Raw genomic sequence first — 18,585 nt, 5'->3', positions numbered from 1 at the left:
TGTGATGCGGGGATGGCAGGTTCTCGGAAGTCGACTGATAGCGGCGTCCGTGTCGAAAAGCCACGGAACGATTGCAATACCGAGCCGGCGTCTGGACCTTTGTCCAACGGGTTCGCGCACACGACGACAGCCGTCTGTAATGCCAACGACTCTCCAGCTTCATGGAACGGCCCTAAGGTCTTACCGTTGTAATCAACGGTAAGGAGACGGCAAATGGTGAGGCCCCAACTGTCACAACGATGCAATAAGGCATGCGTCCGACTTTCGATCGCAGCATTCGCGGGAGTGGCCGCGTTAGCGTTCGCTACGTTGCCCGCCGGCGTATCTGCGGCAGGCAACGATAGAACGTCCCCAACACTGACGCCGATCAAGCATGTGATCATCGTTGTCGGCGAAAACCGGACGTTTGATCACGTTTTCGGCACCTATCAACCCCCGCAAGGCCAATCAGTGTGGAACCTGCTGTCGCGCGGCATCGTCAATGCGGATGGCTCCCCTGGGCCACACTTCGCGAAGGCGCAGCAATATCAGGCGCAACTGATTGGACCGGCCAAATTCGCGCTGGCCCCGTCGAATAAAACGCCGTACGGGACGCTGCCGGCGCCCAACACCGGCGGGGCGGCGACTGCGGCGAGCGATGCGAGCCCGCCACCATTCGCGACTCACGATGCGGCCGCGCAGGCCGAGGGGACGGCGCTCGAAGCGTCCGACATCGATCAACTGTTGACCGGCGCGACAGGGCTGCCGGCGCATGCAGAGGATTCGCGGGTGGCCAACTACAACGCGTTGCTGAACGGTCCGTACCTGTTGCAGCCTCCGCTCTATGATGCGTACATGGGTGGTCCGGTGCACCGCTTCTATCAAGCCTGGCAGCAAGCGGACTGTGCCGTCGCGCATGCGAGCCGCGAGAATCCGAGTGGCTGTCTCGGCGACCTGTTTGCGTGGGTCGAGACTACCATCGGCGCGGGCAGCAACGGTAAGCCGCGACCGACGCCTTTTAGCGATCAGACCACCGGTGAAGGCTCGAATGCGCTCGGCTTTTACAACGTGAACAATGGCGACATGCCGTACTTCACACAACTGGCGCGGCAGTACGCGATGAGCGACAACTATCACCAACCGGTGATGGGCGGTACGGGAGCCAACAGCATCATGATCGGCGCCGCTGATGCGTACTACTACACCGACGGCAACGGCAACGCGGCAACGCCACCTTCCGATCAGATTGAAAATCCCGATCCGTTGGCCGGTACCAACAACTGGTACACCCAGGATGGCTACTCGGGCGGCAGCTATAGCAACTGTTCGGACCCGGGCCAGCCGGGCGTCGGCCCGATCCTTCAATACCTCGAATCGTTGCCCTATGACCCCAAGGCAAACTGCGCGCCAAAGCACTATTACCTGCTGAACAACTACAACCCTGGATATAACGGCGACGGCACGGTACTCGACAGGTCGAAGTCGCCTTTCACGATCCCGCCGTCGCCGGTGCGCACCATCGGGGACACGCTGCTTGATCGCCACATCCCCTGGAAGTATTACGGGGAAGGCTGGCAGAGCTTCATCAAGGATCCGACGAAAAGCGTCTATTGCAACATCTGCAATCCGTTCCTGTACGAGACGTCGATCATGACGAACCAGCAGGTGCGGGACACGCATCTTGCAGATTTGCCGGACCTGTATGCGGACATCGGCGCGGGCAATCTGCCAGCTGTATCGTTTGTAAAGCCGGGCGGCTTGCTTGATGGACATCCGACATCGTCGAAGTTTGGACTTTACGAGGCGTTCGTGAGGAAACTGGTCGATGCGGTAAAGAGCGACCCGAAGCTATGGGCCACGACGGCGATCCTGATCACCACGGACGAGGGCGGCGGCTACTACGATTCAGGCTATGTTCAACCCATTGACTATTTTGGCGATGGTTCGCGCATCCCGATGATCGCAGTGTCGAAATACTCGACCGGAGGACGCATTTCCCACAGCTACTCCGATCACGCTTCACTGGTCAAATTCATTGAGCGCAACTGGGGGTTGCCGCCGATCACCGGTCGTAGTCGTGACAACCTGCCAAATCCGATCCAACGCGGCCATAACCCATACGTGCCGGTGAATGCGCCTGCGATCGGTGACCTGTTCGATCTGTTCGATTTCAAGCGGGAATCCGACGATCACGATCATGACCACGGCAGGCCGGACAGCGATGACGATCGCAGCGGCGGTAAGGGATGGTGGCCTTTCTGATCGTGTTCTGCACGAGGTACGCTGGGCACCACAACCTGAAACCGCCGCGCATTCCCGGCGCGGCGGTTTCATCCGCAGGGCCAGCGGACTGTTGAGGCGATGCTGCTAGCGACCGCCGAGCCGCCGGCGCATTCGTCAGAGCGCTTCAAACTTGGGCGCGCAAGGACCGTAACCCCGTGCGCACTTCGTTCGCGAAAATCATCGGTTCTTCCCACGCGGCAAAGTGCCCGCCAGTTTCGGGCTTGTTGAAGTAAATCAGGTTGTGATATGCCTTTTCGGTCCAACTCTTCGGCGCCTGGTAGTTCTCTCCCGGAAACGCGCTCACAGCGGCGGGCACATTGACGTCGGCCGCGAGGAAGAAGTTCGCGTGCGATTCCCAATAGAAGCGAGCTGCCGAAACCCCCGTATTGGTGAGCCAATAGAGTGTGATGTCGTCGAGCACGTCATCACGCGTGAGCGCGCCTGCGGCATGACCGTTGACGGGATGACCGAGCACTGCCGCGCTCAACGCCGCAGCGGGCTGGCCGTAACCATCCCCATGATCGAGCAGCCAGGACGCCAGCGCGATCGGCGAGTCGGCGAGTCCGTACAGCGTCTGCGGGCGTGTGCCCATTTCGACCGCGTAACCGCGCTTCTTCTTGAAGTTGGCGCTCAACTGTTCATACGCGTGCTGCTCCTCGTCCGATAAGCCGGCAGGCATCGCGTCGCCCGCGGCCAGCGACTTCAGAACCTCTGCGGGAACGGAAGCAGGGAAGTTCACGTGAATCCCCATCAGTTCGGGCGGCGCCTGTTTAGCCATGATGTTCGTCACGATGCCGCCGAGATCGCCGCCCTGCGATGCAAAACGCTGATATCCGAGCCGCTTCATCAACGTGACCCACGCACGGGCGGTGCGCTCCGGACCCCAGCCTGTTGTGGTAGGTCTCGCTGAAAAACCATAACCGGGCAAGGATGGAATCACGAGATGAAAGGCGTCCGAAGCCGGCGCACCATACGCAGTCGGATTGACGAGCGGATCGATGATCTTGAACTGTTCGATCACCGAGCCGGGCCAGCCGTGCGTCACGATCAATGGCATCGCGTTGTCGTGCTTCGATCGCACATGGATGAAATGGATATCGAGTCCATCGATCTCGGTGACAAACTGCGGATACGAATTCAGCCGCGCCTCGCATTTGCGCCAGTCATAGCCGGTCGCCCAGTATTGCGCGAGCCCCTGAATGGTGGCGAGCTGAATGCCCTGCGATTCGTCGGATACCGTCTCACGGTCCGGCCAGCGCGTGGCCTTGATGCGACGCCGCATGTCGGCGAGCTGAGAGTCCGGAACATGAACGTGGAACGGACGAATTGCGGACCTGTCGCCGTTCGCGGGTTCCACGATTTTGCCGACTTCCGGGTTCGTATCTGCGAATGCGAGGCGGCTCAGCGAGCCCGCGGCGAGCGCCGCGGCGGCCATGCCGACGAAGTGTCGACGCGATGCGGATTGCGGGGTGTCTTTTGACATGGAATCGATCTCCTGCCTGGATCAGCGTGTTGCGTTGCGAGTGAAGTCTGCGACGTACAGCTTCACGAAGTCATACGTGCGGTTCGCGGCCCGGCGTTCGGCTCGCGAAGGGCGTATTTGACCGGATGAACGTATCGCGTTTGTGTCCGGGAGTTGCATGTGTGTAAGCGCGCGTATCCAGTCTGTTTGCAGATACGTTGGGATACAAAGGAAGACCCGGGCGAGAGGGTGGGGCGTGACGACGGGGGGCGATGTAGCGGAGCCTCAGCCGCTTTTGCTGTCCGGATCGGCTTCGATGGTCTTCACGCCACGCGAAGACCGCATTCGATATTCACTCGGGGACAATCCAGTCTTGCGCTTGAACAATTGTCGAAATGTGCTGATATCGCCATAACCGACACGTTGACTCACCGCCTCGAGCCCGATTGGCCGCGTTTCCAGCAAGCGTTTCGCGACCTCGATGCGCAGATTTTGCAGATACGCTAACGGAGCCAGCCCCACGGCATCCTTAAACCGGCGATTGAGTGTGCGTTCGCTGACGGCAAGCGATGCCGCCAGTTCGCTCAACCGGAATCCCTGCTGCAACGTAGCTTCCATCTGCTGCTGGGCGCGCGCGACGAGCGTATCGGTATGCCCATGTTCGTCGAGAAGCGTTGCAAAGGAAGCCTGCGACGTCCGGTTCATGTCGATCAACAGTGCCTTCGCGGTCATCGTAGCGAGTTCATCGCCGGCGAATGTTTCGACGAGCCGCACCGCGAGATTCAGATACGAGGTCACTGACCCGCCCGAAATGATGCCGTCTTGCGCAATCAGCAGTTCGTGTGCGCGAACTTCGATACGCGGATAGCGGCGCCCGAAGTCTGCAGCTCTCGCCCAGTGCGTCGTCGCGGCGCGGCCATCCAGCAGGCCGGCTTCGGCGAGCAGGTAATTGGCCGTGCAATAAGCCGCCAGCACGGCGCCAGACTTGCGTTGGCGCCGCAGCGCGGAAGACAGCTCGTTCAACCGTTCGCGGCGCCCGATGAACTCGTCGATGTTCGAGAAAAACGGTGCTGTCAGCAGAACGGCGTCCGCGCGTTTGCGTGGGTCGATCTTTCCGTCGACCTGAATGGTTTGACCCGATGCAGCCGTAACGGGACGCCCGTCGAGCGATTCCACGCGCCACACGAACAGGGGCGCGGATGTCGTGCCCGCTGCAGTCTTGCGCGCATGGAACTGATTAGCGGCGCTGAAGACGTCAACAGGCCCCGCGACGCCGGACGCGAGGATTCCGTCATAGACCCAGATGCGGACGATAGCCATACGCGTGTCTGAAATTCCTCGAATAATGGCGATCCTGCCACTTCTGGCCACGCCAGTAAACCCTGATCATGGCCACATCCGATCAACTGAAACAGGAGCAGCACCATGCCGATGATTATTCATGCGTTGCTGGCGGGCGAGTCGGAGTGCGGCGCAGGCGTTGGACGGCTCGCGCGACGCCGCCTCGAAAAGACCCACTTCACGCTGGAAGCAGCGCTCGAGGCCACCAGCGCAGACATCGCGCGCAAATCGTAACGGGAGTTCCGGCATGAAATTCAACGACACAGCCCCCGTGATTGCACCCGCTGGCGGTCCGCCGCTCTGGCTGACGAACCTCGCTGAAAACGCAACGCTCGAAGCCACCGTCCTGAAGCGTCCGATCGAAGGACGAGCCGACATTCTTTCCGTGACCAACACGCGGTTTCGCTCTACGATTTCCAGCATCACAGCTATAAGGGCGCGATTGGTGACGGTTTGTATATGGAGTCTTATCGCTCGCAGATCCAGGGTGTGCCGATTGAGACGCTTGTCGTCGCGCACATAAACGAACAGGGCGAGACGGAGTCCGTCGTCATCAACCATCGTCCGCTCAATGCGATGCTGCTGTTTTCGAAACTGATGTGGGAGCGGGTCGACGAGCGCTTCCGCGATCGCTATCTGACGGGGTCGGAAGCAGCGGCGCTGAATACGGTATCGGGCGTGGTCTCACGCGAGGCAGGGGGCGCCGAAGCGATAGTTCGATGACTGATGTTCCCGATGGCGCACGCGATCGCTGTCGCGTGACCGGCCTGACTGACCGTCTGAAGCCTGCACTCACAGCCGGTATTCGAGGCCGCATGACGAAACGGCTTTTTTTAAATTTGACAACAGCCTCTGTGCTGGTCGCTTCTGCTGGAGTTTCCATGGCGCACACCCCTCCGATGCCATCCACGCCAACCACGAAGATCCTGGCGATTGGTACCTTTCCGCCGGGCACGGACATGCAACTTGTCCAACACATTCTTCCGTCCGAAATTCAACAGACGGCGCAGCTTTACCTTGAGGGCAACATTGATCAGTGGTATTCACTGCAAGACCGGGCTGGGGTGGCCTTCATCCTTAACGTTACCGACATGAGTCAAGCACATGAAATGCTCGAGGCACTTCCATTGGGGAAAGCGCACTTGATGACATTCTCACTCCTTCCAATAGGTCCCCTAAAGCCGTTGAGCAAGCTTTTGAATCCGCCTTGCCCCCAGTAGAAAGCGCTGGGGCGTACCGGGTTGCTGCGCCGCCGCTTTTCGGCGCACCATGGAATTTCGCACTGAACGAGAGCTACGATCATGTTCAAACTTGTAACGAAGGCGACAGTCTTCTCCGCAGTAGCTGTGAGCGTTTCCGCACCGAAGATTGTGCCGACGTCATCCCCGGCGCCGAAGCTTGAAGTCGGCGAGGTGCACGTCAATCCTGACATCAGGCTGCGTCATATGGTCTATCGGCCCGCGCATCCCAAGGGTACGGTGCTGTTCCTGCACGGCTTCCCGGAGACGATGTATGCCTGGAAACCGATTGCCGAATCCCTGTCCAGCGACTACGAGGTGCATGCGTTCGACTGGCCGGGCTACGGACAGTCTTCGCGTCCAGGCGCCGATCGCTTTGCTTACGCGCCGAAGGATTATGCCGAGGTGCTGGCAGACTATATCCGGGCGTCTGGCATCGACAGTTCGAAGCTGGTGATCTATGCAACCGATATCGGGGCCCTGCCCGCGCTGCTGGCGGCATTGGAGCAACCCGATATCGCCAGGGAGATCATTGTGGGCGACTTTGCCCCATTCAACCGCCCACAGTATATGTACGATAGCCTGCAGGGCCTGAAGTCAAAGGCTTCGTCCGACGCCGTGCGTGCCGCGATGAACAGGAACCGTGACGAAATCCTGGCAAACACATTCTTCCGCGGCATGTCGGCAGAGGAGCGCTACGCGTTGCCTCAGGAGTTCAGGGACGATATGGCGAAAGGCTGGGGCGGTGATGTCACGTCGGCAGACGCCTTCTTCCACTACTACTCATCCTTTACCCGCGACCAGGACTACTTCGAAGCCAATATGGCAAAGCTGAAGGTCCCTGTGAAGGTGGTATGGGGCGAGCAGGATATCTATATCAAGAAGGAAATGGGCGTCGAGTACGCCGACCGTAGCGGTGTGAAGCTTTTGGTCCTCCCTGGACTCGGCCACTTTCCGCATCTGCAAGCGCCTGAACAGACGGCGAACGAAGTTCGGGCTGCGTTCAGTGCGGGCAGCAATCCTGTGTGAACAGGGCGAGGTTTCCGACACCGCCATACCTCGTTTGCCGTGATTCAAACTCAGCCACCTGCAAGGCTCGTTCGACCATGGCTGCGACTTGTTCGAGAGAACAGAGGCGTCCGCTTATGGTTCGCCATCCAGTTCTCCCATTTCCAAGCCGCTCGGTGCAGGCGCACGTCGGAATCGAGCCCGGTCAGCAACGCCACCACGGCGTGCGCCGACAAACCAAACTTCGTGAGCCCCGGTATCAGGTTGTCGCGCAGAAGGCCGGCGAGCTTCGGCCGGCCGCGCACGAGTTCCGTCAGGAGCCTGGTGTGGCTCACGACCTACATGTACGGCGTGGTGAAGCCGCCCGTGGTCCTCGAGGCGCCCAGGCTGGTTCGCCAGAAAGTCGGCTGCGCAGTGCGCGAAGACCCAGGCGTCCTCGATGCCAAGGTTCATCACCCCGCGCGGCCACGGGCGAATGGATGTGCGCGGCATCGCCCGCGATAGCGACCGGCCGACCACGTTCGAGCGTCCACATGGAAATGCGGGCCACCATCCGTAGTTGGCCGACTACCGGTTCTGCGCACTAGCGAGAACCCGCTAACCGAGAGCCGCGCTGGCCTGCGCGTGGCTCCAGTCCAGAAGCGATACAACGGTCGCATAAGCCCTTGGACTTAAGCGCCTCAGCCAAGGCTACCTCTGCGTATCTCGGGTCACTCCGTGAAGCCACGCCCTTCGGTTGTTTGTCCCGCTGCGATGATCGTTCCCCTCAAGGACCGAGTTGCCAACGCAGTACCGGATGGGGCGCGCCGGCCGGGAGTGCCCAGACGCCGGTTGAGCTGAAGTCGAACGTCGGGCCGAAACTAGATGGCACGCTCATCTGCGCGGTGGTGAGTCCATTCGCGACCGGCACCGGAGTACCCATGCCCACGCCGACCGTGGCCCCGGTTGTCTGCGTGTCCCAGTAGACGTCGTTGGCGATCGTGCCGGTGTTGCTTAGCGCCAGGCCGAACGGCGGGGGGCCACGACCGGCCAGGACCATTTGGGTGACTGTGCCGGTCGCGAAAGATTGCTCGATCGTGCCGGTGTTGCTTTGAACGAGCGCCGCGCTCCCCGTCCCAAAGCAGGGGAAGCCGCCGCCACCACCACCGCAATAGTCGGGCGCATACGTAACGGAGCCGGTCGCATATGACTGCGTGATCAGACCGTCGTTTGTGCCGACCAGACCGCCGGCGCCCAGACCGTGAGCCGCGGAATTCACGGTGCCCGGCCCAAACGACGGCGGGATGTCCGGGCTTTGCGATTCATACGACTGCCGGATTACGCCGGTGCTGAAGTTGTATCCGACGAGGCCGCCCAACACGCCCTCGCTCACCATCGCCGCGTCGCTGGACGAGCGTGTAATCGTGCCGTAATTCGAGCCCACGAGACCACCGCTCATCGCATCGATCGAAACGAAAGGTTCAGATAAGGAAAGGCTGCCACTCGTCTGGGCGCGCACGATCTGGCCGTCGTTGACGCCGGCCAGGATGCCGAAGGAGCCATAGCCGCTGATGCTCACGAAGCCGCTCACGCTGACGTTGCGAACGACGCCCGTCGCGCCGACCACACCGAATAGACCACTGGCTGCCTCGGGATTCGCCGGATCGCCCGTGGCGGGAACACTCTGCCACGCATTCAGATTCGAGATCGTGTGGCCCAAGCCGTCGAACTGTCCGGCGAACGGCGCGGCGCCAGTTCCGATCGGCACATAAACGCCTGTGCCGCAGCAACGTGGCGTGCTGATGTCGATGTCCTTGCCGAGCGCATAGTTGCTGGCGAGATCGAGCGAAATGTTTTCCAGATCCGCAAGTGAATTGACGAGCTGGTAGCCGGTAATCTGAGTGATCAGTCCGCTGTCGGACGGCGCCGTCCAGGTCGTGTTGGCGAGCAGTGTCCCCGGCGTGTAGGTGCCGTTCATGTCGTATAGCGCGCTGACCGTCCCGGTGCTCTTTGACCAGTCGATCGTGCCGCCGTTCGTCACGCTGCCGCCGTTATCGATGCTCCGCGCGTCCGCGCGCAGCGTAAGGTTGCCAGAACCTGTGTCGCGGATCGTCGCGCCCGGAGAAAGCGCGACGTTGTGGTAAGCCGCGAGCGTCAGCGCCGACGCACCGCGCCAGTCGATATCGGATGCGATCAGCAGGTCACCGGCCGCACCGTTGGCGCCGGTGGTAGAGAGTTCGACCGTGCTCCCCGCATTCAGGCTGCGTTGGAGCGCACGCGCCACTGAAGCGTCCACGGTAATCGATGGCGTTGCGATGTTCCATCGACCGGCGTACACGGCGGCGCCGCGCTGGAACGACAGTTGCGCTGCCTCGGTATCGACCGTGCCTCCACTGCCGTCCGGGTTCTTCGCTACGATTGCGCCTCGTTGCGACACCGTGCCGTCGTCCGCCACGAGCCACACATGCCCGTCGCGAGTCGCACTGCCCGTCGCACGGATGCGCGCGCCGCCGCCCGCGAGTGCATAAACGTTGCCGTCCGCGGCTTGCAGGCTGATCTGCGCGGCGCGCGTGGTACCCGAATCGACCACGTTGCCCGCGCTGCCCGCCTGGACGAATACCTGTTGGCCGCTCGACAAGTCCCGCAGCAGCACCTTCGACCCGGCCGCGAATTCCGCCGTACCGTCAGGCGCATTGACGGTGCCGCCGTTGATTACGGTCCGCGCGATCAGGAACACGTCGCCGCCACTGGAGCTGATTTTCCCGAGATTCACGACTACCGCGTCCGAGTTGCCCGACAGGGTGAGCGCGCCGCCATTCATGAACGCACAGTTGTCCGTGTCCAGCGTCGATGCGACGAAGCGTCCGCCCGTCGTCACCACGCCGGATGGACCCACGACGACACCTTGCGGATTGACCAGATATACGCTGCCCGTGGCACTGAGCTTGCCGAAGATCGCGGAGAGCGAGCCTCCCGTCACGCGGTTCAACGTCGCACCACCGCCGTTATTGAACGTCACGCTATTGCTTCTGCCGATCGAGAAGCTGTTCCAGTCGATCACACCACGTGTCGAACCGGATTGCGTGATCACGAGGCTGTTGCCTGCGCCCGCTATCGTGCCGGTGCCGGCGACGTAACGGCCGCCTTGCGGCAGGCTACCCGCCGCGAACGCCACAGGTGTGAGGGACAGTCCAGCCAGCGAAATACCGACGGAGAGCCAGACGGGTCCGCTCGACTGCCGTCGACTCGGTGTGCGTCGCGTGGGTCGAGGCTGTTCCGGATGTGACATACATCCCCCTTTCCGCGTGCGTGCGGAATGGTTACCGACGACCCCGCATAGCCGGCCGGAAAGGCGTGAGTCGCAGCATATAAAGAATAGCAGTTGGCGTCGCGGGTGCACGCCGATTTCTCAGCGCATTGCGCCTTCCTGGCAGGACTTTTGCGACATTTGGTACGCGGCGGGACTCATGTTGCGCGTCGACAAGATCCGACGGCAAATTGCGTCAAGGCGTCAAGAGCAAAGATGTCGGTCGCAGATAGGCGCTCATGCTCTGGAGGCCAATGGCGACAGACCGATCTCTGCCATGTCAAGACCGGAGGTCAAGCGTGCGAGCCGCGCTTCGCGCTCGGCTGGGGTAAGACTCTGGCGCTCCACATCGCGCCCGAGCGACTCGCCAATCCGCCCGATCGCGGCGGCAAGCGAGACGTGTGCTCATGGTAAGGATTCCTCCGCGGTCCGTGTGCAAGGTCGAGCCAGTGAGGAGACGTCGTGTCGCACGTATAAGGTGACCTTATATCATGTGCCACTGCGAAATTCAAAAATAGTCAGCGACTAGCCCATTAAGTGTTTCTACCATGTAGATTCGGCGCGGAAACGCATATAAGGTTGCCTTATTACGTGGTCCGATCGTGCCGTTGCTCCTTTTCAGAGTCTTTCGTGAACATGATTGCCCAGTTTCCTTTCATCAATCTCCCCTTCCTCGAGCGCAATATCGAGGTCGTCGAGCGAGCCGACGGCGCGGTCTATATGCGCAGCAAGGTGCCACTTGGTCCGGTCGAGGCGCATCTGCCGGGCGTCCTGAGGCGTCGTGCGGTCGAGCGCGCCGAGCAGCCATGGCTGAAACAGCGCTGCCCGCGCACTGGCGACTGGCGCATGCTCAGGTACGGCGAGGCCTCTTTCCAGGTCGACGCCGTGACTCAGTGGTTGCTGTCCCAACGTCTCGACGGACGCAGCGTGATGGTGCTGAGCGGCAACACCCTCGAACATGCGGTCTTCGAGCTCGCGGCCATGCAGGCGCGCATGCCCTATGTACCGGTGACCCCGGCCTATTCGCTGCTAAGCACCGATTACGCCAAGCTCAAGGCGATGGTCGCCTTGATCAACCCAGCAGTAATCTTCGTGCAAAGCGCGAGCCAGTTCCGCGCGGCGCTGCACGCCGTCGATTTATGTGACGCGCGCGTCATTTACGTCGATGAACCGGCGGATGACATCGACGCGACGGCGTGGGACGCGGTTCTCGCCACGCCAGTGGGCCCGGAGGTGCAGGCGTCGATCGGCACCATTACGCACGATACGGTGGCCAAGTACCTCTTCACATCAGGCTCGACTGGCGAGCCCAAGGCCGTGCCGGTCACGCAGCGCATGCTGTGCGTGTCGATGGCCATGCACGCGCAGACTGTGCGCCATAATCCCGCCGCTCCGGAATCCGTGCTGCTCGAATGGCTGCCATGGAGCCACGTGGCAGGCGGCACGGCGATCTTCAACGGCGTCCTGCACGATGGCGGGACGATGTACATCGACGATGGACGCCCTGTGCCCGGCGAGTTCGTGAAGACACTGCGCAACCTCAAGGAGGTTTCGCCGACAAATTTCAACAGCGTGCCTGCAGGCTACGCCATGCTTGCCGATGCGCTGGAGGCGGACGAGACGTTCGGTCAGCAGTTTTTCCGGCGCCTGCGGCGCCTGACCTCATCCGGCGCCAAGCTTCCCGACAGTCTCTATGAACGTCTGCAAACGCTGGCCGTTCGCCACCTCGGGCACCGCGTTCCGTTTGTGGCCAGCTATGGCTCGACCGAGACGTGCGCTGCCACCACGGTGGTACATTGGCCCACCGGGCAGGCCGGTCTGATTGGTCTTCCGCAGCCTGGCGTCGAACTGAAGCTGGTGCCGCTCGACGAAGAACGCTATGAAATCCGCGCGCGTGCGGCTTCTGTCATGACTGGCTATCTGCAACAGCCGGGGCTGACGCGTCTCGCCTTCGACGACGAAGGCTATTACCGTCTGGGCGATGCCGTGACCTTCGTGGATCGGACAAAACCGGAGGAAGGACTCGCATTTGCCGGTCGCGTCGCAGAAGAATTCAAATTGCAGTCGGGCATCTTCGTGCGCGTCGGTACGCTGCGCGTCGAGGTAATCAGCAGCGCCGCCCCCCTGCTGCGCGACGCGGTCGTCGCGGGCGCCGATCTGCCTTATGTGGCGCTTCTCGCATGGCCCAACCAGGAAGCATGTCAGGAACGTTTCGGCCTGCGCGACGCGCAGGCGCTTTCCTGCCACGCGCCATTCCACGACGCGTTGCGCGAATCACTGCTGCGCCACAACGGACGTTACACCGGTAGCAGCATGCGCATACGCCGTGTGATGCTGTTGAACGAACCGCCATCGATCGATGGCGGTGAGATAACCGACAAGGGCTATATCAATCAGCGGGCCGTTCTCGCGCGTCGCGCGAGCGCGATAGCGGCGCTATACGCGGACAAACCCGGCGCTAATGTCGTGACGATCGAAGAATAGTATTCCGAGAGTTTTCCGACAAAGATCATGACCACCGATACGTCCACCACAGCCGGACCGTTGATCGAGATCCGACGCGAAGATGAGATCGCGCTCGTCAAACTGAATCGTGCTGACAAGCGCAACGCCATCAACGACGCATTACTGGCTGAACTCACGCTCTACGTGGGGAATCTAATATGGCCCGCATCACACTTGGCATTGGCTCTTCGCACAGTCCGATCCTGAATCTGCCTGGAGACAATTGGCAGCGACGTGCTAAAGACGATCTTGCGTCTACGACCAATACATCCCGGTCTATCGCACTCCTGCAGGTACCGGTATCGGCCTCGGGTTCGGGCTCTGCCAATCACTGTTACGGCGCATCAGCTGATGTCCATGCGCCCGGGCCGCGAGTGCCACGGGCATCAAGTATGCCTTGCTGAGCGCCGTTCCGATCCTGCTCTGGGGCGCGGTTTACTACTGGATGGCGGGTTGCAAATACGCACGGCTCAAGGATTCAGCCTGCAGGTCAGCCAGAGCTGATGATTCCCATCCGCCTGACATGACCGCCGGTAGCTATGGTCGTTTAACGCGGCACCAGGCAAGCGCGCCACGCGAGCTTCTTTGATGACGCTCCCCAATGATTTTATCGGCCACTGGACTCATGTGAATGCGCGTTAGTAAGCGTTGCATTGAATTGTATGGATTCAATAAGTTAATGGCGTTTATAACCAAGGAGGAGATCGCATGAAACTGAAGGAAATCAGCTGCGCAGCAGCGCTGTCATTGCTGGGCATCGGACACGCATATGCACAAAGCAGCGTGACGCTATACGGGGTTGTGAATTCAGGCGTCACTTACATTAGCAATAGTGGCGGCCACTCGGTCTGGAAACTCGACAGCGGGATCGACCGGCCAAACGTATGGGGTTTAACCGGCCGGGAAGATCTGGGCAGTGGACTGGCGGCGCTTTTCAAGCTCGAAAGCGGTTTTAACCTGACGAACGGCAACATGACTGCGGCCGGCAAGATTTTCAATCGCGACGCGTACGTCGGCCTGACCAGCAATCAATGGGGGACGGTCAAGATGGGGCAGATGTTCGACTACCTGTACCGCAACGTGACGTTCTATACGAATGGCGTGCAATTTGCACCTGCCTATTCGTTCCACCTCTCCTATGACATCGACCGCACCGCTGGCGAAGCGGTTGCGAACGCCGTCGACTACGAGACGCCGAACTATCGCGGCCTCCGGGCAGGCGTCATGTACGGGTTTAGCAACGGCAATTCCAACCATGTGTTGAGCACCGGGCTCTCCTATGCGCCGCAGGGGTTGATGGGTCCTTTCTCTGGATCGCTGGCATACACGCGCACCAATGGGAGCTCGTCACCGACGACCGACGCAACGATTGCCCAAATCGTGTTCCATGGCGATAAGGTTTATACGGTCGCCGCGGGCGCGCGTCTCCAGGTTGCCAACAATGCGTACTTGAACGCTGTGTATTCGTATACGAACCTGACGCTTCCGCTCGGTTCGTCGATGATTACTCAGGATTTCGAAATTGGCGGAAAGTATGAGTTCGCACCGGATCTGCATGCTGGCGTTGGCTATTCGTACTTCATGCAGCGCGGTGTGAACGTCCAGGGCCTGACGCCGACGCAGAAATTCGGCATTGCCAGCGCAGGGATTGACTACCTGCTGTCGAAGCGGACCAGTATCTACGCGTTCGGCACGTTCCAGCACGCCTTCGCCGGCAACCAGCCGGCTGGCAACTTCCTCGTGACCGGCGCACCGGTCTTCGGTCCCGTGGCCGGCACCGGTATCGGGCCGACGGGGGCGGCTGCCGGGTTTTCGAGCGGCAGCAACCAGGCCGCAGTGCAGATCGGCATCAGGCAGATGTTCTAAGCACCGCAGCCTTCGGGCCGGCGCGTTTTATCCCATACGCGTAGCTATGTTACGTGCCGGGCCTCCTGGGACTCCGGCACTTGAACCCGCACCAGAAGGAGAAAACATGACCTTTTCACTCTATCGCAAGCTGGTATTGTCCGCATCGATTGCCGCCTTGAGCATCAGCTTCGCGGCCCAGACTCAGGCCAAGCCTGCCAGCGCGCCGGCCGCAGCGTCCTCATCGGCTCCGGCCGCCTCGATGACGAAAGCCGAGATCAAGGCACAGCGCAAAGCAGCGCGCAAGGAACAGCGGGCAGCGAAGAATGCTGAACTGAAGAGAGTCGGGGCACAGGGCGGTCAGAGCGATTCGTATACGGACTATCCGGACAAGGCTCAGAACCCCCCGGCTAAAGTGCCTGCCGGAGCGAGCCACTAAGTGGTTCACTGCTTGCGCAAAAAGGCGGACCCGTTCGCCTTTTTGCATCCGCGGCGCTTTTGAACTTCCGGTCGGTACATACCCGAATTCCTGACCATTAAAAACTAAGGCAACCTTCCAATCAACTACTTGATCGACCATTAATCGGCTTTGCATTTGTGTCGTTTACATAGATTGGATTAACCATGAGTTTGACTGTTGCACCAGAGTCCGGAGTCACGTTGCCGTTTACGAGCCGTGAATTTCGCAATGCCATGGGTCAGTTTGCGACTGGTGTTGTCGTTGTCACCGCTAACACGGAGGGCGAAGTCCACGCAATGACGGCCAACTCGTTTATGTCCGCCTCGCTCGAACCTCCGCTTGTTCTGGTTTCGATCGCGAAATCAGCGAAAATGCACGAACGGATAACCAAAGCGCAGAGCTTTGGCATCAGCATCCTGGCTCAGGATCAGGAATGGTGCTCAAACCATTTCGCGGGCAAAACCCATTCTGTGCTGGTGCCCAATTTCGTACAACTTGAACATATCCCAATCGTGGAAGGCGCAAACGTTCAGGTTGCGACCGTTCTCCGTCACGCCTATGAGTGTGGCGATCACACACTGTTCGTGGGCGAGGTCACGGCGCTTGTTCAAGACCAAGGTCCGGCACCGCCACTAGTTTTCCACGCGGGCAAATACGCTGCGATCGCGGGCGCCAACTGATACACCTCAAGATCAGGCCCACATTGCCCAACAGGAGACGCAATTGCTGAGCAAAGAGAAGAACGAGCTACTGATCGCGACGTCGAAAGGCACACCGATGGGTGAGTTCCTGCGTCGCTATTGGCATCCGATTGCCGGGGTTTCGGAATTCGATACCAGCTTGATCAAGCCAATGCGTCTCTTTGGTGAAGATCTGGTTCTATACCGGGATTTGAGCGGCAATTACGGCCTTCTCGATCGTCATTGTGTGCATCGTCGTGCGAGTCTCCAATTTGGTTACGTTGAGGACAAAGGCATCCGCTGTGCCTATCACGGCTGGAAATTCGAGGCGGATGGCAAGTGCTCCGAGCGTCCCTACGAAGATACAGCGGTTCCCGACGCGACGACCAGAGCCGGCCTCAAGATCACGAGCTACCCGGTAAGGGTCGCAGGCGGCATGCTTTGGACCTATATGGGTCCGATTGAGACGATGCCCGAACTGCCTGTCTGGGAGCCCTTCAATTGGCAAAACGGGTTTTGCCAGATCGTGACCTCGGTCATCAATTGCAACTGGCTCCAGTGCCAGGAGAATTCGATCGACCCTATTCATTTCGAATGGCAGCACTCGAACTATTCGGTGCGTCGCATGGGGGGCACGAAAGAGAAATACGTTCCCAGGCACACAGCACTCGATTTCACAGAGTTCGAATTCGGTTATCAGTATAAGCGGCAGCGCACGGACACCAATGCTGAGCATCCGCTATGGACCACGGGCCGGGTCTGTCTGTACCCAAATGGGTTCTTCCTCGGTGAGCACTTCGAATGGCGCGTGCCGGTCGATGACGGGCATACCCTGAGTATTTCCTGGTTTTATCTTCCAGTTCCCGCTGAAGCACGGCCCTATGTACAGGACCAGATCCCGACGTGGGAATCGCCTGTCATGGATGCGAATGGCAAATACCATGATTCGCATATTCTGAACCAGGATTTCATGGCTTGGGTCGGGCAAGGTACGATTGCCGATCGCACGAAAGAGGTTTTGGGTTCAAGCGACAAGGGCGTGGTAATGCTGCGTCGCCGGTTCGAGGCCGACCTTCAGGCGATTGCGGAAGGTCGCGATCCGAAGGGACTGATCCGCGATCCGGAACAAGCCAAAAATGTGAGCCTGCCTGTCGCGTTCCCCGATGAACAACTTAAGGCCGTACCTCGCGAGCAGTGGATGCAGAATGAGAATTTTATACGCCACCTCACGAATTTTGTTTTCTCGATCGGTCAGCCGCCTGAGGTATTGCGCCAGTTGAAGGACGCGATTGGAGTCGAGTAAAACACATTAAAGGGGAGGTTAGGGCCGTGAGCCCCGCCAAACGGACGTCGTCATGCTTCAAAAGCCGGACGACCAACCTGCCAGCAGACCCTTCCGGCTGATACGCCCCAAGTGCATAAGATCAGAGCGCATGCCAGAGTCACTTGCTGGGCTTTACTTCGGCAGACACAACATTGCTCAGGCTCCGTGATGATCAGAGATCGAGTGTGAGCGTCGGGCTCGCACTGCGCGAGCAACAGACGAGCATACATTGACGCTCGGCCTTCTCTTCTGCCGACAGGAGTTTGTCCGCGTGGCTCGGTGTGCCGTCAATGACCTTGACCTCACACATTCCGCAGGTACCTTGCATGCAGCCGTATTGAACGTCCACGTTATGGTCGAGCAGCACGTCGAGAATAGACCGATCCTCAGGTATGCGATAAGTTGCCCCCGATTTCGCGAGAACGACATCGAATTCCGAAACCCCGCCAGTGGATGGAGGCTCCGCAGCCGAGAACCGTTCAAGATGAACTTGCGATCCAGGCTTTGATGACGCCGCGGCCTCGAACGCGTTGAGCATGCCGGTGGGACCGCAGCAGTACACGTGGGCGTCAGCCGGTGATTCGGCGATCACCGTCGCCATGTTCACGCGCGTGCCGCCGGGGATCTCATCGAAATAGGTGTAGAGCCGTCCCCCAGTTGAGCCCTGCACAAACCGCTCGATCTCCTTGAGGTAAGCCGCGTGTTCTCGGTCGCGCGCCGAGTAATGGAGATGCCATTCGCGGCCCAGCGCCTCTAGCTGGCGAACCATCGACCAGATCGGGGTGATGCCGATGCCTCCAGCGAAGAGAATGCTGACACGGGCACCCGGATCGACCGGAAATAGATTGCGAGGCGTGCTGATCTTCGTTAGGTCGCCGACACGCATCGCATCGTGGACGTATTGCGACGCGCCCCTGCTGTTCGCGTCCCTTGCGACCGCGATTTCGTAGACCCGGGGCGCTCCTTGTGCGCTGACAATGGAATAAGAGCGGGACAGCCGTGAGCCCAGCCTGATATCAATGTGTGACCCGGCCTCGGCTTTCGGCAAATCGGAGCCATCCACGCGCTCGAGCACCAGACTGATAGTATTTTTCGACTCCCAAGTCATGGACTTGATTCGCACGTCGATAAAAGAATCGTCACTCAAGTTACACCTGTAAAAGCGATAGTTTTC

The 18,585-nt window shown here is 60.0% G+C and carries 16 protein-coding genes; 11 read left to right on the top strand and 5 right to left on the bottom strand.

What is annotated here, in order from left to right:
- Nucleotides 1-375: 375 nt before the first annotated feature.
- On the top strand, nt 376-2,241 hold the full coding sequence (locus AB3X95_RS12050) for an alkaline phosphatase family protein (RefSeq protein WP_176365375.1): 1,866 nt from the start codon (nt 376-378) through the stop codon (nt 2,239-2,241).
- Between the two features lie 145 nt (nt 2,242-2,386).
- Here AB3X95_RS12050 and AB3X95_RS12045 read toward each other — a convergent pair whose 3' ends face one another.
- Complete coding sequence (locus tag AB3X95_RS12045) at nt 2,387-3,745, bottom strand: alpha/beta fold hydrolase (RefSeq protein WP_368621421.1); 1,359 nt, start codon at nt 3,743-3,745, stop codon at nt 2,387-2,389.
- Nucleotides 3,746-4,009: 264 nt separating this feature from the next.
- Nucleotides 4,010-5,044, bottom strand: a complete 1,035-nt coding sequence (locus AB3X95_RS12040) for a GlxA family transcriptional regulator (protein ID WP_368621420.1) — start codon at nt 5,042-5,044, stop codon at nt 4,010-4,012.
- Between the two features lie 105 nt (nt 5,045-5,149).
- Here AB3X95_RS12040 and AB3X95_RS12035 point away from each other — a divergent pair, with 105 nt between their 5' ends.
- The 4 genes from AB3X95_RS12035 to AB3X95_RS12020 all read left to right on the top strand — a co-directional run bounded on the left by AB3X95_RS12035 (nt 5,150) and on the right by AB3X95_RS12020 (nt 7,332).
- The gene (locus AB3X95_RS12035) at nt 5,150-5,299 is read left to right on the top strand and encodes a hypothetical protein (protein WP_368621419.1); all 150 of its coding nucleotides are present in this window, start codon (nt 5,150-5,152) and stop codon (nt 5,297-5,299) included.
- Between the two features lie 225 nt (nt 5,300-5,524).
- Nucleotides 5,525-5,788 carry a hypothetical protein gene (locus AB3X95_RS12030; RefSeq protein ID WP_368621418.1) on the top strand — a complete coding sequence of 88 codons (264 nt, stop codon included), beginning with the start codon at nt 5,525-5,527 and terminating at the stop codon, nt 5,786-5,788.
- Nucleotides 5,785-6,285, top strand: coding sequence for a hypothetical protein (locus AB3X95_RS12025; RefSeq protein ID WP_254905837.1), 501 nt, complete (start codon nt 5,785-5,787; stop codon nt 6,283-6,285). The genes AB3X95_RS12030 and AB3X95_RS12025 overlap by 4 nt, the downstream gene beginning before the upstream one ends.
- Before the next feature lie 81 nt (nt 6,286-6,366).
- Nucleotides 6,367-7,332, top strand: a complete 966-nt coding sequence (locus AB3X95_RS12020) for an alpha/beta fold hydrolase (RefSeq protein WP_184226982.1) — start codon at nt 6,367-6,369, stop codon at nt 7,330-7,332.
- Nucleotides 7,333-7,382: 50 nt separating this feature from the next.
- Here AB3X95_RS12020 and AB3X95_RS12015 read toward each other — a convergent pair whose 3' ends face one another.
- Together AB3X95_RS12015 and AB3X95_RS12010 are read right to left on the bottom strand one after the other, a co-directional pair.
- A complete protein-coding gene (locus AB3X95_RS12015; protein ID WP_184226981.1) occupies nt 7,383-7,646 on the bottom strand; it encodes a hypothetical protein in 264 nt (87 codons plus the stop codon).
- A 431-nt stretch (nt 7,647-8,077) separates the two neighbouring features.
- On the bottom strand, nt 8,078-10,579 hold the full coding sequence (locus AB3X95_RS12010; RefSeq protein WP_368621417.1) for a filamentous hemagglutinin N-terminal domain-containing protein: 2,502 nt from the start codon (nt 10,577-10,579) through the stop codon (nt 8,078-8,080).
- A gap of 654 nt (nt 10,580-11,233) precedes the next feature.
- On the opposite strand from AB3X95_RS12010, the gene AB3X95_RS12005 reads away from it, so the two are divergent.
- The 6 genes from AB3X95_RS12005 (at nt 11,234) to AB3X95_RS11980 (ending at nt 17,390) form a co-directional block, all read left to right on the top strand.
- A complete protein-coding gene (locus AB3X95_RS12005; RefSeq protein ID WP_368621491.1) occupies nt 11,234-13,081 on the top strand; it encodes an AMP-binding protein in 1,848 nt (615 codons plus the stop codon).
- Between the two features lie 27 nt (nt 13,082-13,108).
- Nucleotides 13,109-13,309, top strand: coding sequence for a hypothetical protein (locus tag AB3X95_RS12000; RefSeq protein WP_260332247.1), 201 nt, complete (start codon nt 13,109-13,111; stop codon nt 13,307-13,309).
- A 501-nt stretch (nt 13,310-13,810) separates the two neighbouring features.
- Complete coding sequence (locus tag AB3X95_RS11995) at nt 13,811-14,968, top strand: porin (protein ID WP_368621416.1); 1,158 nt, start codon at nt 13,811-13,813, stop codon at nt 14,966-14,968.
- Between the two features lie 106 nt (nt 14,969-15,074).
- On the top strand, nt 15,075-15,386 hold the full coding sequence (locus AB3X95_RS11990; RefSeq protein WP_176121582.1) for a hypothetical protein: 312 nt from the start codon (nt 15,075-15,077) through the stop codon (nt 15,384-15,386).
- A gap of 185 nt (nt 15,387-15,571) precedes the next feature.
- A complete protein-coding gene (locus AB3X95_RS11985) occupies nt 15,572-16,087 on the top strand; it encodes a flavin reductase family protein (protein WP_176121583.1) in 516 nt (171 codons plus the stop codon).
- A 43-nt stretch (nt 16,088-16,130) separates the two neighbouring features.
- A complete protein-coding gene (locus AB3X95_RS11980) occupies nt 16,131-17,390 on the top strand; it encodes an aromatic ring-hydroxylating dioxygenase subunit alpha (protein ID WP_176121584.1) in 1,260 nt (419 codons plus the stop codon).
- 193 nt (nt 17,391-17,583) lie between these two features.
- On the opposite strand, the gene AB3X95_RS11975 is transcribed toward AB3X95_RS11980, so the two are convergent.
- Entirely contained in the window at nt 17,584-18,558 is a 975-nt protein-coding gene (locus AB3X95_RS11975; RefSeq protein ID WP_368621415.1) for a 2Fe-2S iron-sulfur cluster-binding protein, read from the bottom strand.
- Nucleotides 18,559-18,585: the final 27 nt, after the last annotated feature.

It is taken from the genome of Paraburkholderia sp. BR13444 (genome assembly GCF_040948755.1).
In the GTDB taxonomy this organism is placed as follows: domain Bacteria; phylum Pseudomonadota; class Gammaproteobacteria; order Burkholderiales; family Burkholderiaceae; genus Paraburkholderia; species Paraburkholderia youngii.
Note: the sequence above shows the minus strand (reverse complement) of the source record. Positions and strands in the feature narration are given on the sequence as shown.

Coding starts and splice junctions, on each gene's coding strand:
- AB3X95_RS12045 (WP_368621421.1), bottom strand. CDS start 3,745: ATGTCAAAAGACACCCCGCAATCCGCATCGCGTCGACACTTCGTCGGC.
- AB3X95_RS12040 (WP_368621420.1), bottom strand. CDS start 5,044: ATGGCTATCGTCCGCATCTGGGTCTATGACGGAATCCTCGCGTCCGGC.
- AB3X95_RS12035 (WP_368621419.1), top strand. CDS start 5,150: ATGCCGATGATTATTCATGCGTTGCTGGCGGGCGAGTCGGAGTGCGGC.
- AB3X95_RS12030 (WP_368621418.1), top strand. CDS start 5,525: ATGGAGTCTTATCGCTCGCAGATCCAGGGTGTGCCGATTGAGACGCTT.
- AB3X95_RS12025 (WP_254905837.1), top strand. CDS start 5,785: ATGACTGATGTTCCCGATGGCGCACGCGATCGCTGTCGCGTGACCGGC.
- AB3X95_RS12020 (WP_184226982.1), top strand. CDS start 6,367: ATGTTCAAACTTGTAACGAAGGCGACAGTCTTCTCCGCAGTAGCTGTG.
- AB3X95_RS12010 (WP_368621417.1), bottom strand. CDS start 10,579: ATGTCACATCCGGAACAGCCTCGACCCACGCGACGCACACCGAGTCGA.
- AB3X95_RS12005 (WP_368621491.1), top strand. CDS start 11,234: ATGATTGCCCAGTTTCCTTTCATCAATCTCCCCTTCCTCGAGCGCAAT.
- AB3X95_RS12000 (WP_260332247.1), top strand. CDS start 13,109: ATGACCACCGATACGTCCACCACAGCCGGACCGTTGATCGAGATCCGA.
- AB3X95_RS11995 (WP_368621416.1), top strand. CDS start 13,811: ATGAAACTGAAGGAAATCAGCTGCGCAGCAGCGCTGTCATTGCTGGGC.
- AB3X95_RS11990 (WP_176121582.1), top strand. CDS start 15,075: ATGACCTTTTCACTCTATCGCAAGCTGGTATTGTCCGCATCGATTGCC.
- AB3X95_RS11985 (WP_176121583.1), top strand. CDS start 15,572: ATGAGTTTGACTGTTGCACCAGAGTCCGGAGTCACGTTGCCGTTTACG.